This window comes from Streptomyces gobitricini, from assembly GCF_039532985.1.
Lineage (GTDB): Bacteria > Actinomycetota > Actinomycetes > Streptomycetales > Streptomycetaceae > Streptomyces > Streptomyces gobitricini.
On the sequence record NZ_BAAASR010000013.1, the window covers coordinates 143451 to 158233 of the forward strand.

The window sequence follows — 14783 nt, forward strand, 5'->3', positions numbered from 1 at the left end:
CTCGCACGGAAAGCGCCCGCGCGAATCCCCCGCACCGCGGGCGGTTCCGTCGCCGCGCGCGGACCGCCCGGCCGCCGCGGCGGCCTTCACTCGTTCGTGTGGAACGACGGCGGCGGCCGGAGGCCGTGCCGGGCCCGGCACGCCGGGCCCGCCCTCGCCCGGCGATTGTGAATGAATTCACCTGACCCTCTTGGCCGGGCGTCCGTTCCATGCTGAGATTCATCGGACTCAACAGCTCGATGGCGCGCTCGGGGAGGGCAATGTGGCGCATACCGCCATGTCTGGTTCCGGAACGACCGCAAGCGACGATCCCCTCCAGACCGCGGTATGGCGGCTGCGTTCGCGCGGCTGCTGGAGTGACGCGGCGTCCCTCCTCGCGCCCGGCGCGGCCGACCCGGCCGTCGCCCTCCAGCGCGCGTCGCTGCTGATCGAGCGGTGCCTCTACACAGAGCAGGGCTGGGCCGAGGCGGAGGACGCCCTGCGCGCGGCCGAGGCGATCGCCCAGGGGGACGACGAGCGCGGCGCGGCCGCCTGCGAGCGGGGCCATCTCGCCTACGCGTCGACCCTGCTCGGCGTACGGGACCGGGCCGACGAGGCGCGCGCGGCGCTCGGCCGCGCGGCGGCGCTCATCGCCCCCTCCGCGCCCGGCCGCCCGCTGCTGGACTACCGGCGCGGGCTGGTCGCGCAGAACCTCGGCGACTCCCCGCAGGCCGCCCGCGCCGCGTACCGCCGCGCCCACGCGGGCGCCACCGCCCTGGGCGACGCCCTGCTGCTCTCCGCCACGTGGCGGCACCTGGCCGGACTGGCCCTGCACGACGGCGACGTGGCGGAGGCCCGGCACGGCTTCGCCGAGTCGCTGCGGCTGCGCGAGGAGCTCGGCTACCTGGTCGGTACGGCCCCGGCGCTGGTGGCCCTGGCCGACGCCGAACCCGAACCGGAGGCGACGCGGCTGCGCGCGGAGGCACGGCGGCTGTTCCAGCTGCTCGGCGGCGTACCCACGTGGCTGGCCGGCCGGTTGGCGCCACCGGCCGCGGCATGAAGGCCGGCGCCGCTCACAACGGCCCGTGAGCGGCGCCGGCCCGTGTGCTCCCCGGGCCGGGCGGGGGCGTTCCTCACCGTGCCGGCCGAGGCGCCCCGCCCGGAGGTGCTCCGGCCGCGTCCCTCCCTGCCGCCCGTGCGTGGCCGGCGGCCGCTGGACGTTCCGGCCGCCCCGGTACGGGAGCGGGAGGCGTCCGGCGGCGGGCCCGCACCGGCCGGTCGGCGCCGGTCACTCGCACAGGCACAGCACCGCGTCGTCCAGCCCGACAGCCAGGGAGCCGTCGGCCGTCACGGCCACCGCGCGGATGCGGGGGCCGGGCCGGAAGGGGACGGCCCGGCCCGGGCCGAGGTGGTGGAGCTCGGCGAGGCCGTCCGCCCAGGCGACCGCGAGGAGCCCGCCCCTGGCGTGCAGGGCGACGACCGGGTACGGACGGTCCGCCACCGGCTCCCGGCCGGGTGCCCGGCCCGGGCACCAGGCGCGTACCGTGCCGTCCGCTCCGCCGCTGTAGACCATGAACGGGGCGGGCGGCGGCGACGCCACGGGGCCCGCCGCCATCGCCGGGCACGCCGTCGCCACCGGGCCCACGGGCGCCGTCGCCGTCAGCGCGGTGACGCGACCCGAGTGCAGCGCCGCCTGCTCCAGACCGTCCAGGCCGAACGCGTGGACGGTGCCCATCCGGTCGCCCGTCAGCACCGTGCCACCCGCGGCGGCGAGGGCGGTGGCGGGGTGGCTCGCCAGGGTCGCCGCCACCGCGTCCGTCAACCGGGTCGCCGGGCCGCCCCGGGTACGCAGGCGGCCGCGCTCGTCCAGCGCCGTCCGCGTACCGTCCGGGAGGCACGCGACCGCCAGGACGCGGTCCTCCCACACCACCAGCCGCCCGTCCGGCGTGGTCGTCAGGGCCGTGCAGGGCCTCCGGGACGACCACGCGAGGCCCCACGGCGCTCCGGCGGCCTGCCGCGTGAGAGCCCGGGCCAGTCTCGGGTCGGCCGCGTCGTCCAGGGCGGCGAGCAGCACGAGGGCGCGGTCGGCGGGGTCCTGGTCACGGAGGAGCGACTGGCCCGCGCGCAGCCAGGCGGAGCGCAGGCCGCCGCGGGGGGCGGGGTCGGCCTCGTACGCCCGGGTGACGCCGACGGGGTCGGCCGCGCAGATCGCGGCCGGGTCGTCGAGGTCGGAGGGCGCCGCGGGGGGTGGCTCCCGGGGCTCGTCGACGACCAGGTCCACATGGCCGAGGGGGCGGAGGGTCCGTACCAGCGCGTGGTCCGGGGGCAGGGCCACCCGGACGGTGCGGCGCGGACCGGCCAGCAGCGCGGAGAACAGTTCGGCGGGTGTCCCGGCGACGACACCGAGCCGGTTCGCCACCTCCCACACGGCGCCGCGCATCCTCACTTACCGCCGGTGAAGTGCTCGCGCACCAGCGACTGGACGACCGCGAGATCCTGGGCGATCAGCGCGTCCAGCAGCGCCGAGTGTTCCGCCGCGTCCGCGACCAGGTCGGCCCGCCGGATCGCCGGGCCGGCCACGAGGGGCCACTGGGACCGGCGGTGCAGGTCCTCCGCGAGGGCGACCAGCTGCTGGTTGCCGGCCAGGGCGAGGACGGAGCGGTGGAAGACGCGGTCGGACTCCGCGTAGTGGGCGCGGTCGCCGCGGGCCGCCGCGGCGGAGGTGGCCTCGGCCAGGGGCCGCAGCTCGCTCCAGCGGTCGGCCGGGACGGTGCGGGCCAGGCGCAGCATGACGGGAACCTCGAGCAGGGCGCGGACCTCGGCGAGTTCGGCCAGTTCGCGCGGGGTGCGTGCGGTGACCCGGAAGCCCCGGTTCGGTACGACCTCGACGGCGCCCTCGGTCGCGAGCTGCTGCATGGCCTCGCGCACGGGGGTGGCGGAGACGCCGAAGCGGGCGCCCAGGGCGGGCGCGGAGTAGACCTCGCCGGGGACCAGCTCGCCACCGACGAGGGCCTCGCGCAGGGCGTCGAGGATCTGGCCGCGCACGGAGTGGCGCCGGACGAGGCGAGGGGCGGGGGGCTCGCCGTGGGTGTGTTCGCCGCGGGTCTGCCCGGGTACCCGGTCGAGGCCGTGCGGCTCGGGCGCCGGGTCCGACGGCGCGGCGTCGCGCGTTCTGCCCTGCTCCACTCGGGTCCTCCTGGCGATGGGTGCCGAGGGCCCGGCTCGCGGTGGACGGGGCCCCTGTGCACGATAGGCGCACAGGAGCGCCGTCCACACATCGATCAAATCGGGTAAGGTAAGGCTTACCTGCTAACGATCGCGATTCGGTGGTCCCCCGCATGCCCGTTTCCGCCCTCCTTCCCGCCCTGGCCTCGCCCGTCACGGACGCCTACGCACGCCTCACGGAGGTCTTCCCCGGGCTGCGCGTGCGTCAGCTGGCCGACGACGAACAGGCACCGCGCGGTGCCGGCTGGGTGGGGGCGGACGAGCTGGCGGCGGGCGGCGCCGCCCTGGACGCCTTCCTCGCCTGGGACAACGCGCAGGTGCTGCGGGACTACGGGCAGCAGGCGCGTCCCGACGTCGTCGCCAGCTTCGGTCTGCACCGGTACGCGTGGCCGGCCTGTCTCCTGATCACCGTGCCGTGGTTCCTGCACCGCCGGGTGCCGCGCCTGCCGGTCGGTGACGTGGCCTTCCAGCGGGCGCTCGGCCGGATGACGGTACGGGTGCGGGAATTCGCCTGCCTCCCCGGCGACCCCGCCGCGGCGCTGCCCGGAGCGCTGGTCGTCCCGGACGAGGAGGCGCTGCGCGGGGAGGTGCGGGCGGCCGTCGCCGAGCATCTGGGGCCGGTGCTGGAGGGCTTCGGGCCGCGGATGCGGCGCGGGAAGCGGGCCCTGTGGGGGATGGCGACCGACGAGATCGTCGAGGGCCTGTGGTACGTCGGGCACCTGCTGGGCGAGGAGCCCCGCGCCATGGCGGAGCTGGGACGGCTGCTGCCGGGGGCGGGTGGGGCGAAGCCGTACGTCGGCACGGCCGGGTTCCGTGAGCTGACAGGTCCGGACGGCACACCGCTGCCGACCCGCGACCGGGCGAGCTGCTGCCTCTTCTACACCCTGCGCCCCGAGGACACCTGTGTCACCTGTCCGCGTACGTGCGACGCCGACCGTGTCGCCAGGTTGAGCGCATCCGCGTGACCTCCGGCTGAGCTCCACGCCACCCTCCCGAGTGGCGTGAATCGAACACAACTCCCTTCCCGCAGACGGCCGTTCGAGCGGATCGCACCTATTCGTATGCCCTGCGGCCCCAATGGCGTTCTCTTGCCCCGAAACCGCGTGGGGCTCGGCGGCGTTCGGCCACTATGGCGCCCGAACGCCCTACCGCGAGCGATGCAAGGGACACCGCATGAGACTGACCGACATATCGCTGGACTGGCTGCTTCCGGGCGGCGTGATGCTGGTGGGAGTCCTGGCGGCGGTGGCGGTGGTGACGCGCGGCAGGCGCGTCGGCGACAAGGCCGCGGCCGAGGACTCCTGGGAGCGCAGCGAGGAGCGCCGCCGCCGCAAGGAAGCGGTCTACGGCACCGCCTCCTATCTGCTCCTCTTCTGCTGCGCGGCGGTCGCCGCCGCCCTCTCCTTCCACGGACTGGTCGGCTTCGGCCGGCAGAACCTGAGCCTCACGGGAGGCTGGGAGTACCTGGTTCCCTTCGGCCTCGACGGTGCCGCCATGTTCTGCTCTGTCCTCGCGGTGCGCGAGGCCAGCCACGGGGACGCGGCGCTCGGCTCGCGCCTGCTGGTGTGGACGTTCGCCGGCGCGGCCGCCTGGTTCAACTGGGTGCACGCGCCGCGCGGTATCGGTCACGCGGGTGCCCCGCACTTCTTCGCGGGCATGTCGCTGTCGGCGGCCGTGCTGTTCGACCGGGCACTGAAGCAGACCCGCCGCTCGGCGCTGCGGGAGCAGGGCCTGGTGCCCCGCCCGCTGCCGCAGATCCGGATCGTACGGTGGCTGAGGGCGCCCCGCGAGACGTTCGGCGCCTGGTCGCTGATGCTCCTGGAAGGCGTACGCACCCTGGACGAGGCGGTCGACGAGGTCCGCGAGGACCGGCGCCGGAAGGAGCAGGACCGGCAGCGGCAGCGCGAGCACCGGAAGATGGAGCGGGCGCGCCTGAAGGCCTTCAACCGCCAGCACCGGGCCTGGGGCCTGGGGCGGGGCGGCCGTCAGGTCGACGTCCCGGCGATGAGCGCCGCCCAGGTCGACGTCCAGGCCGTGGGCTCCGCGAACTCCATGGGGAGCTCCGCCCCGGCCGCCGTCGGGGCGTCCGTCGCGGAGCCCGCCATATCCGAGCGGGGACACCTGCCGCCTCGGTCCCGGCCCTCCCTCCAGGCCGTGAAGGGCGCTGACCCGCCCCGCACGGTCGACCTCACCGCCGAAGACGACACACAGACACTGCCCCGGCTCGACTCGCTGGAGCGGAAACTCAAGGACCTGGAGCAGCAGTTCGGCTGACCGGTCCCGAAGGGCGGGCCCGCCGGTCGGGCGGGCCTCTCCCCTTACACGCCGACGGGTCCGGCGGGGCGGCTGGTCAGCTCGAACCAGACGACCTTCCCCACCCCGTGAGTGAGCACCCCCCACGCGTCGGCGAGCGCCTGCACCAGGACGAGGCCTCTGCCGTGCGTACCGTCGTCGATCGCGGGGGCGTACGGGGTCGGCAGGGCGGTGGCGAAGTCCCGTACCTCCACCCGGAGCGTCCTGGGGGTCATGGTGGCCGTGACCACCGCGCCGTGCTCGGTGTGTATCAGCGCGTTGGTGACCAGCTCGCTGGTCAGCAGCTCCGCGACGTCCGGGACCCCCGGTTCGCCCCAGTGCCGCAGCAGCTCGCGGAGCGCGCATCGCACCCCCGGCACCGCCGACAGATCCGCGCCCGCCACATGGCGGCGCCACTGCACCGACCGGCCGTGCCGCTCCGCCCCGGGTACCAGCCCGTCGGTGACGGATCCAGCCCCTCCCTGACGTCCCATCATCTCCCCCACCCGCACGTCGTCGGCCCTTCCCCTCGAACACGTTCACGGGATGCATGCCCTCGCCTACACCCCGTCACGCCTGGCATCCGCCGGTCCCGGGGGCGCCAGGGGGGCGCATCGGGGTAAGCCTCCGGCTGGCCGGGCGGAGTGGAGACCGCGCGGTGCCCGAGAGGAGGAGGAGCCGTGGTACGGGACGACCGCCACCTGCTGGAGGCACCTGGAAGCGGCCATGCGCCAGTACGTGCGCCCCGCGCGGGAGCCCCGCCCGCGTCCCGACGGGCACACCCCCAGCTGTCCGGCACCCCCGGCCGGCAGGCCACGCCCCTCCGGCGAGGCGCTGGAGGCCCGTACGAGACGTTCGCGCCCGGCACGGCGCCGCGCCCGCCCCGGTCCACCGACTGGTCCCGGCCACCGGGGCGCGGTGCCCGGGGCGCGGTGCCCGGGGCGCGGTGCCCGGGGCGCGGTGCCCGGGCGCCGGGACGGACGCCGGACGGAGGCGGCCACCGGAGCGCGGTACCCGGGCCTGTCCCCGGCCACCGGCGCGCGTGCCCGGGGCGCGGTGCCCGGAGCGCGGTCCCGGGCGCCGGGACGCCGGAGCGGCCGCCGCCCGAGGCTCCGCAGCGCCTGGTGCCGGGGCCGCGGCCGGTGCGGCCCGTCGCCCCGCGGCTGGTCAGGGCCTGGGGACGTTGCGCAGGTTGGAGCGGGCCATCTGGAGCATCCGGCCCACTCCTCCGTCCAGCACGATCTTGCTGGCGGACAGGGCGAAGCCGGTCACCATCTCCGCCTTGATCTTCGGGGGGATGGAGAGCGCGTTGGGGTCGGTGACGACGTCGACGAGCGCCGGGCCCTTGTGCCTGAAGGCGGCCTTCAGCGCGCCGGCGAGCTCCTTGGGCTTCTCCACCCGCGCGCCGTACGCCCCGGCGGCGCGGGCGATCGCGGCGAAGTCGGGGTTGTGGTTGGCGGTGCCGTGCGGGGGCAGGCCGGCCACCAGCATCTCCAACTCGACCATGCCCAGCGAGGAGTTGTCGAACAGCACGACCTTCACCGGCAGGTCGTGCTGGACGAGAGTGAGGAAGTCGCCCATCAGCATGGAGAACCCGCCGTCGCCGGACATGGAGACGACCTGGCGCCTGCGGTCGGTGAACTGCGCGCCGATCGCCTGCGGCAGGGCGTTGGCCATCGAGCCGTGGCTGAACGAACCGATGATCCGGCGGCGCCCGTTGGGAGTGAGGTAGCGGGCCGCCCACACGTTGCACATGCCGGTGTCGACGGTGAAGACCGCGTCGTCGTCGGCGATCTCGTCGAGGACGGCCGCCACGTACTCGGGGTGGATCGGGGTGTGCTTCTCCACCTTGCGGGTGTACGCCTTGACGACCCCCTCCAGCGCGTCGGCGTGCTTCTCGAGCATCTTGTCGAGGAACCCGCGGTCCGTCTTGGCCCGTACGCGGGGGGTGAGGCAGCGCAGGGTCTCGCGCACGTCGCCCCAGACGGCGAGGTCGAGCTTGGAGCGGCGGCCGAGGTGCTCGGGCCGCACGTCCACCTGGACGATCTTCACGTCGTCGGGCAGGAAGGCGTTGTACGGGAAGTCGGTGCCCAGCAGGATCAGCAGGTCGCACTCGTGCGTGGCCTCGTAGGCGGCGCCGTAGCCGAGGAGTCCGCTCATACCCACGTCGTAGGGGTTGTCGTACTGGATCCATTCCTTGCCGCGCAGGGCGTGCCCGACGGGTGCCTTGATCCGCTCGGCGAACTGCATCACCTCCGCGTGCGCGCCCTTCGTGCCGCTGCCGCAGAACAGCGTGACCCTGTCGGCGTCGTCGATGAGCCGGACCAGGGCGTCGATCTCCGCGTCGCCGGGGCGGACGGTCGGGCGCGAGGTGACGAGCGCGTGCTCGACCGCCTTCTCCGGGGCCTGCTCGGCGGCGATGTCACCGGGCAGGGAGACCACGCTGACGCCACCGCGGCCGACGGCGTGCTGGATGGCCGTCTGGAGCAGCCGGGGCATCTGCTTGGGGCTGGAGATCAGTTCGCTGTAGTGGCTGCACTCCTGGAACAGCCGGTCGGGGTGCGTCTCCTGGAAGTAGCCGAGCCCGATCTCGCTGGAGGGGATGTGGGAGGCGAGGGCCAGCACGGGGGCCATCGAGCGGTGCGCGTCGTAGAGACCGTTGATGAGATGGAGGTTCCCGGGCCCGCAGGAGCCGGCGCAGGCGGCGAGACCGCCGGTGATCTGGGCCTCGGCGCCGGCCGCGAACGCGGCGGTCTCCTCGTGCCGGACCTGGATCCAGTCGATGGCGCGGGTACGGCGGATGGCGTCGACAACGGGGTTCAGGCTGTCCCCGACGACCCCGTACAGCCGCCGCACGCCGGCGCGGACCAGGATGTCGACGAACTGTTCTGCCACATTCTGTTTGGCCATGCGTCCATCAAGTCACGGCGTACGCGGTCACGCCTCCCAGATGGCCACACCCGTACGGTCATCGGCGTAGCCCTTCACCCTCAGCTGGGTGTCCGCGAGGAACTGCGCCAGGCCGGGCGGTTCGCCCGTCGCCCAGCGCCCGGCGAGTTCCTCGGCGAGGGCGGGCTCGCCCCGCAGGGGCTCGGCCAGCCCGGGGCCGGCGAGCAGCAGCGTGTCGCCCGGCCGGGCGACGGCGGCCCGGAAGCGGAACGGTTCGGCGGGTGGCTGGACGGGGTCCTCCACGTACGGGGCCGGGGGCGTCGTGATGCCGAGGTCCATGGTCGCCCGGCCGCCCTGCTCGGTCTCGGCCGGCGGCGAGCCGTAACCGATGACGGGCTCCCCGGTGAGCGCGGCCGGTTCGGGGACGGACGGTTCGATGTCCTGCCAGACGCCGTCGCGGAGCCGGAAGAGCCCGCCCTCGCCGACGCCGAAGAAGACCCGGGTGCGGCAGCCCGGGTCGGCTGTCAGCAGCAGGCAGCGCAGCCCGGCGGTGTACTCCCCCGGTGCCAGGCCGAGGCCGGCGGCGCGGGCGCGGAGCCTGCCGTGGGAGCGGTCGGTCAACCGGTGCAGGCCGGACTTGAGGTCGCGGCGGCGGCCGGCGCGGATGTCCTCGGAGAGCCGCTCGTGGCTGCGCCCGACGGCTTCGCCGATCCAGCGGCAGGCGTCGGCGGCGGCGAGGTGGGCGCCCGCGGCTCCCCGGGGCCCGGTGGCGACGGCGACCAGTACGAGCGCGGCCTCGCCGGAGCCGAAGCGGGCGGTGAGCAGCGCGTCGCGGCGGGGTTCGCCCCGGTGGCGCGCGGAGTCGCCCCGTACGGACGCGGCCCGCAGCGTGTACGTCCCGTAGCGGGCGCCGTCCAGCACGGTGTCGGCGACGAGCTCGTCCAGCGCGTCGGCCCGGGCCGGGGGCAGGGCGGTCGGTTCGGGTTCATAGGTGGGCGGGCCCTCACCGAGATGCTCCACACGCGGCCGCGGCAGGCGGGGCGGGCGCGGGCCGCCGGGGAACGTGCGCGGGGTGCTCGGTGGTCCGTCCGCCGGGTCCTTCGGTTCCCAGGGGGCGCGGCTCCGGCCCGGTGGGCCCGCGGCGACGGCACCGGACGCCGAATCGAAACGGTCGTCGAGCCTGTCGCCCGGCCCGGCGGGGGCCGGGTCCTCCGCGGTGGCGTCGTACAGCTTGTCCCACCAGTCGTCCTCGCCGGTGGTGGGCCTCTCCCCCTGTGGGCTCATGCCCCTCATTCTCGACCGCCGGGGGCGTACGAAAACGGGCATCGGGAAAAGTGGTCCGCCGGGCGGCCCCACCCCCCACGGGAAGGACGCCCGGCGGACCGGCGTGATCGACGCACGTCATACGCGCGGACCACGGTCCGGTGGTGACGCAGGCCTTGAGAGTAACCGCTTTCGTCAAATCGTGAACAGAATGTCCACGTACTGAGAGCGGTCCCGGAGGAACCCGCGAACGTGTCGTGGACGAGCCGGGGACGCGCGGGGATGATGAGCGCCGGCGGGCGACGAGGGGATACCAGGGGTGCTGGCGGCGATAGGGCTGGACGAGTGGCAGGAGGCGGCCTACCGGGCGCTGGTCGCGCTCGGTGCGGCGGACGTGGCGGACCTCGCGCACCGGCTCGGCCTCCCGGAGCCGGAGACCCTGCGGGCGCTGCGGTGGCTGGAGTCGCGCGGGCTGGCGGCCAGGTCGTCCGCGTGTGCCGGACGGTGGGTGGCGGCGCCGCCGGGGGTGGCGCTGGGCGCGCTGCTGACGCGGCAGCGGCACGAGCTGGAGCGGGCGGAGGCGGCGGCGACCCGGCTGGTGGAGGAGTACCGGGCGGAGGCGGCGGAGCCCGCCGTGCCCGACCTGGTGGAGGTGGTGACCGGCGCGGCCGCGGTGGAGCACCGGCTGGACCAGCTCCGGCTGGGCGCGGCGGAAGAGGTGTGCGCCCTCGGCACGTGGAGCCCGCTCGCGGTGCCGGTGTCGGCGCGGGGTGTGGCGTACCGGGTGGTGGTGGAGCGGGAGGTGCTGTCGCTGCCGGGCGGCGCCGCCGCGCTGTCGGCGGCGCTCGGCGGTGAAGAGTCCGTGCGGGTGCGGGTGGCGGACCGGGTGCCGGCGCGGTTGGTGGTGGCCGACCGGTCGACGGGCATGGTGCCGCTGACGGCCCGGGGCACGGAGCCGGTGGCGCTGGTGGCGCGCGCGAGCGGGCTGCTGGAGTCGCTGACGGCCCTGTTCGAAGCGGTGTGGCGGGAGGCGCTGCCGCTGCGCCTGGGCATGGCGGGCGAGGTCGCCGAGGAGGCCGCCGCGGGACCGGACGCCACGGACCTGGAGATCCTGTCGCTGCTGCTGGCGGGCCTGACGGACGCGAGCGTCGCCAAGCAGCTGGACCTGGGCCTGCGAACGGTACAGCGCCGGGTGAAGGGGCTGATGGAGCTGGCGGGCGTCACGACGCGCCTCCAGTTGGGCTGGCACGCCCACGAGCGCGGGTGGGTGACCCGCGCCTGATCTGCGGGACCGGGGGCGGTCCGGCACGCTGGCGGTATGGGTGCGTGGCAGCTGCTCCTGGCCGGGCTGGTGATGCTGCTCGGACTGTTCGGCGCGCTCGTTCCGGGCGTGCCGGGCGCGTGGCTGGTGTGGGCCGCGGTGATGTGGTGGTCGCTGCACGTGCGGACCGGTGTGGCCTGGTGGCTGCTCGTCGGCTCCACCGCGCTGCTGCTGGTGACGCAGGTCGTCGTCTGGCAGCTCCCGGCGCGCCGGCTGCGCGGCGTCGGCGTGACGCGGCGGATGGTGGCGTACGCCGGTGTCGGCGCGCTGCTCGGGTTCGTCCTGCTGCCGGTCGTGGGGGCCGTGCCCGGGTACGTCGGCGGGATCTACCTGTGCGAGCGGTTCCGGCTCGGCGGGCACGGCCAGGCCGTGACGTCCACCCGGACCGTGATGCGGGCGATCGGGACGAGCGTGCTGGTGGAGCTGTTCGCGTGCCTGCTGGTCGTCGGCGCCTGGGTGGGCGCCGTGTTCGCCGGCTGAGCGGCCGTCAGCCGGGGAGGCGCGCGGGTACGGGCGCCAAGGCGCCGTTCCTCCCGGTCCGCTTCGGCGTCGGGCGCCACGTCCGGGCCGCCGGGCGCCCGCGTCCGGACGAGCGCCGTGGTCCGGGCGCTGGCCTCCGGCACGGCGCGGGGCGCCCGCTCGGCCGGGGCCCGGGCGTCCCAGGTATCACGGACCTCCCGGATCTCCCGGACCTCCCGGGTGTCCCGGGTGTCCCGGGCGTCCCGGGATCAAGCCCTACCTCGCCGGTGGCGAGCGCCGTGGCGAGGGCCACGCCACCGGGTGGTGCCGCAGCGCGCCGGGTTCGCGGAACACGTGATGGGAGCCTGCCGCCGGGCGCGTCCAGCGGCGGGCGTGCTCCTCGGCCGGCCGCTCGGCCTCCGTCCGGTCCACGCGTGCCCGCACCCGCGTACTCCTCGGGCTCCGCCGGGCCGGGCCACCGCCGCCCGGGGTCGGCGGAGTCGATGACGAGCCGCTCGGCCACCGCGTACCGGTCGGCATCCGGGTCGGACAGGCGCCGCGGCCGCCGGGCGACGGTCGGGAGGAAGAAACCCGCCGTCGCACCGGGCGTCCCGGCCGCTGCCCGCCTGGTACCTGGCCTCCTCGTCCCTCACGGGGCCCGGTCCGGGCCCCCGCACCGCGCCTCCGGCGGCTTGCGGATACCGCGTCCCGCAGGCGGCCGGCCGGCCGGGCGGGGCGCAGGCGGGCGGCCGCCGGGTGGGCGGACCGTCAGCGGTTGCGGCCGCCGCGTTTGGCCTCCATGGCCGCGCGGCCCGCGGCGGACCTGCGCTTCCAGTCCTTGAGGATCTCGGACCGCAGACGGGCGTCGGTCTTGGCGACGATCCGCTGGTTCTCGCGCAGCAACTTGCGGTAGCTGGCGAGCCGCCGCTCCGGCAGCGAGCCGGCCTCGACGGCCGCGAGGACCGCGCAGCCCGGTTCCGTGAGGTGGGCGCAGTCGTGGAAGCGGCACTCCTCCGCCAGTTCCTCGATCTCGGCGAAGACCTGACCGACACCGGCCTCGGCGTCCCACAGGCCGACGCCCCGCAGCCCCGGCGTGTCGATCAGGACGCCACCGCCCGGCAGGGCGAGGAGGTTGCGGGTGGTGGTGGTGTGCCGGCCCTTCCCGTCGACGTCGCGCGTGGCCTGGACGGCCATGACGTCCTCGCCGAGCAGGGCGTTGGCGAGGGTCGACTTGCCGGCGCCGGAGGTGCCGAGCAGCACGCTCGTGCCGCCCGAGACCACGGCGGCGAGCACGTCGACGCCTTCGCCGCCGGTCGAGCTCACCGGCAGCACCTGCACACCTGGGGCGGTCGTCTCGACGTCCTGCACGAGGTAGGACAGGCCGACCGGGTCGGGCACCAGGTCCGCCTTGGTGAGGACGACGAGCGGTTGGGCCCCCGACTCCCACGCGAGGGCGAGGAACCGTTCGATCCGTCCGAGGTCCAGCTCGACGGAGAGCGGGACGGTGATGATCGCGTGGTCGACGTTGGCGGCGAGGACCTGGCCCTCGGACCGGGAGGAGGAGGTGGACCGTACGAAGGCGGTCCGGCGTGGCAGGTACGCCCGCACGTAACAGGGGGTGCCGGCGGTCTCGACGGCGGCCCAGTCGCCGGTGCAGATGACCCGGAGGGGGTCGTGCGGGGCCACGAACGCGGTGTCGGCACGGACGGTGCCGTCCGCGGTGACGACGTCGCACTGGCCGCGGTCGACCCGTACGACCCGCCCGGGGACGAGCCCCTGGTCGGCGTAGGGGGCGAACGCCGCCTCCCACCGGCCGTCCCAGCCGTACGAGGACAGGACGTGCGAGGAGGAGGACGAGGAGGACGACGGAGTGGAGACGAGAGACAAGGGGAGACCCTTCCGAGGGTGGCCCCGGACGGCGCCCGCTGCGGGCGATGTGTCAGCCGGTGGCCACGGAGGTGGAGTGAAGGAACGTCTGGTCGCGGGCAGCGCCCGTCGCGATGACAGCCATCGGTCACACCTCCCTGTTCAGCACTCGTGGTTCGACGTCTCACCGTTCCGCGGATCCGTGGAACGGCCCCACCTTAGTCAGGCGCCCGGCGCACGCGCCAAGGGTTTTTCAGTGCGCCGCGGGTGCCTCGGACGCCTCGGCGATCTCCTCGTGGCCCGGCGGCGGATCGGCGCGCGGCCCGGGGCTGCGGCGGAGCACCCCGCGCAGGCGCCGGACGGCGGGTTCGGTCCAGCGGGCGGTGACCGGGCCGAGGATGACCAGGATCAGTACGTAGGCGGTGGCGATGGGTCCGATGCGGGGTTCCGTGCCGACGGCGAGGCCGGCGATGACGATGGAGAACTCCCCGCGGGCGACCAGCGCCCCGCCCGCCCGCAGCCGGCCGCGCGGGCCGATGCCGGCGCGCCGGGCCGCGTACCAGCCGGTGAAGATCTTGGTCAGGGCGGTGGCCACGGCGAGCAGCAGCGCGGGCAGCAGGACCGGCGGGATGGCGGCCGGGTCGGTGGACAGGCCGAAGAAGACGAAGAACACGGCGGCGAACAGGTCGCGCAGCGGGGTGAGCAGCTTGCGCGCGCCCTCCGCGACCTCACCGGAGAGGGCGATGCCGACGAGGAACGCGCCGACCGCCGCGGAGACCTGGAGCCGCTGGGCGATGCCGGCGACGAGCACGGTCAGGCCGAGCACGACGAGCAGCAGCATCTCGGGGTTGTCGGAGGAGACGGCGCGGCTGATGAGGCGGCCGTGTCTCAGCGCGACGTACAGCACGAGGCCGACGGTGCCGAGGGCGATGACCAGGGTGATGCTGCCGCCGGCGAGCCCGACGCCCGCCAGGAGGGCGGTGAGCAGCGGGAGGTAGACGGCCATCGAGAGGTCCTCGATGACGAGCACGCCGAGGATGACGGGGGTCTCGCGGTTGCCGAGCCGGCCGAGGTCGGTGAGGACCTTGGCGATGACGCCGGAGGAGGAGATCCAGGTGATTCCGGCGAGGGCGACGGCGGCGACCGGCCCCCAGCCGAGGAGGAGCGCGGCGGCGGCGCCGGGGGTGGCGTTGAGGACGAAGTCGACGGCGCCCGACGGGTACTGCGTCTTGAGGCTGGTGACGAGCTCGCTGGCGCTGTATTCGAGGCCGAGGAGCAGCAGGAGCAGGATGACGCCGATCTCGGCGCCGACGGCGACGAAGTCCTCGCTGGCGGTGAGCGGGAGCAGTCCGCCGTGTCCGAAGGCCAGTCCGGCGAGGAGGTACAGGGGGATCGGGGAGAGCCCGATGCGTCCGGCGAACCGGCCTATCAGGCCGAGGCCGAGGATGAGCGCCCCGAGCTCGATGAGGAGTGCGGTGGTGTTGTGCAT

General features: G+C 75.4%; 12 protein-coding genes. 5 read left to right on the forward strand and 7 right to left on the reverse strand.

What is annotated here, in order from left to right:
- Positions 1-262: 262 nt before the first annotated feature.
- Positions 263-1039, forward strand: coding sequence for a hypothetical protein (locus tag ABD347_RS10340; RefSeq protein WP_344359347.1), 777 nt, complete (start codon positions 263-265; stop codon positions 1037-1039).
- A 228-nt stretch (positions 1040-1267) separates the two neighbouring features.
- Here ABD347_RS10340 and ABD347_RS10345 read toward each other — a convergent pair whose 3' ends face one another.
- Positions 1268-2419: a WD40 repeat domain-containing protein gene (locus ABD347_RS10345; protein ID WP_344359349.1), complete on the reverse strand. Its 1152-nt coding sequence runs from the start codon at positions 2417-2419 to the stop codon at positions 1268-1270.
- A gap of 2 nt (positions 2420-2421) precedes the next feature.
- Positions 2422-3165 carry a GntR family transcriptional regulator gene (locus tag ABD347_RS10350; protein WP_344359352.1) on the reverse strand — a complete coding sequence of 248 codons (744 nt, stop codon included), beginning with the start codon at positions 3163-3165 and terminating at the stop codon, positions 2422-2424.
- A 152-nt stretch (positions 3166-3317) separates the two neighbouring features.
- Here ABD347_RS10350 and ABD347_RS10355 point away from each other — a divergent pair, with 152 nt between their 5' ends.
- Positions 3318-4169, forward strand: a complete 852-nt coding sequence (locus ABD347_RS10355) for a (2Fe-2S)-binding protein (protein ID WP_344359355.1) — start codon at positions 3318-3320, stop codon at positions 4167-4169.
- Between the two features lie 208 nt (positions 4170-4377).
- Positions 4378-5478, forward strand: a complete 1101-nt coding sequence (locus ABD347_RS10360; protein ID WP_344359358.1) for a DUF2637 domain-containing protein — start codon at positions 4378-4380, stop codon at positions 5476-5478.
- A 44-nt stretch (positions 5479-5522) separates the two neighbouring features.
- On the opposite strand, the gene ABD347_RS10365 is transcribed toward ABD347_RS10360, so the two are convergent.
- The 3 genes from ABD347_RS10365 to ABD347_RS10375 form a co-directional block, all read right to left on the reverse strand.
- Positions 5523-5993 carry an ATP-binding protein gene (locus ABD347_RS10365; protein WP_425575617.1) on the reverse strand — a complete coding sequence of 157 codons (471 nt, stop codon included), beginning with the start codon at positions 5991-5993 and terminating at the stop codon, positions 5523-5525.
- 670 nt (positions 5994-6663) lie between these two features.
- Positions 6664-8406 (reverse strand): pyruvate dehydrogenase, encoded by a 1743-nt coding sequence (locus ABD347_RS10370; RefSeq protein ID WP_344359360.1) that lies wholly within the window; start codon positions 8404-8406, stop codon positions 6664-6666.
- A gap of 27 nt (positions 8407-8433) precedes the next feature.
- A complete protein-coding gene (locus tag ABD347_RS10375; RefSeq protein ID WP_344359363.1) occupies positions 8434-9669 on the reverse strand; it encodes a protein phosphatase 2C domain-containing protein in 1236 nt (411 codons plus the stop codon).
- 298 nt (positions 9670-9967) lie between these two features.
- Here ABD347_RS10375 and ABD347_RS10380 point away from each other — a divergent pair, with 298 nt between their 5' ends.
- Entirely contained in the window at positions 9968-10930 is a 963-nt protein-coding gene (locus ABD347_RS10380; protein ID WP_344359365.1) for a helix-turn-helix domain-containing protein, read from the forward strand.
- Between the two features lie 36 nt (positions 10931-10966).
- Positions 10967-11449 carry a DUF456 domain-containing protein gene (locus ABD347_RS10385; RefSeq protein ID WP_344359368.1) on the forward strand — a complete coding sequence of 161 codons (483 nt, stop codon included), beginning with the start codon at positions 10967-10969 and terminating at the stop codon, positions 11447-11449.
- A gap of 747 nt (positions 11450-12196) precedes the next feature.
- Here the strand turns inward: ABD347_RS10385 and rsgA are convergent.
- Together rsgA and ABD347_RS10395 are read right to left on the reverse strand one after the other, a co-directional pair.
- Positions 12197-13315, reverse strand: coding sequence for a ribosome small subunit-dependent GTPase A (gene rsgA, locus ABD347_RS10390; RefSeq protein ID WP_344359370.1), 1119 nt, complete (start codon positions 13313-13315; stop codon positions 12197-12199).
- A gap of 232 nt (positions 13316-13547) precedes the next feature.
- Positions 13548-14783, reverse strand: a complete 1236-nt coding sequence (locus ABD347_RS10395) for a cation:proton antiporter (RefSeq protein WP_344359372.1) — start codon at positions 14781-14783, stop codon at positions 13548-13550.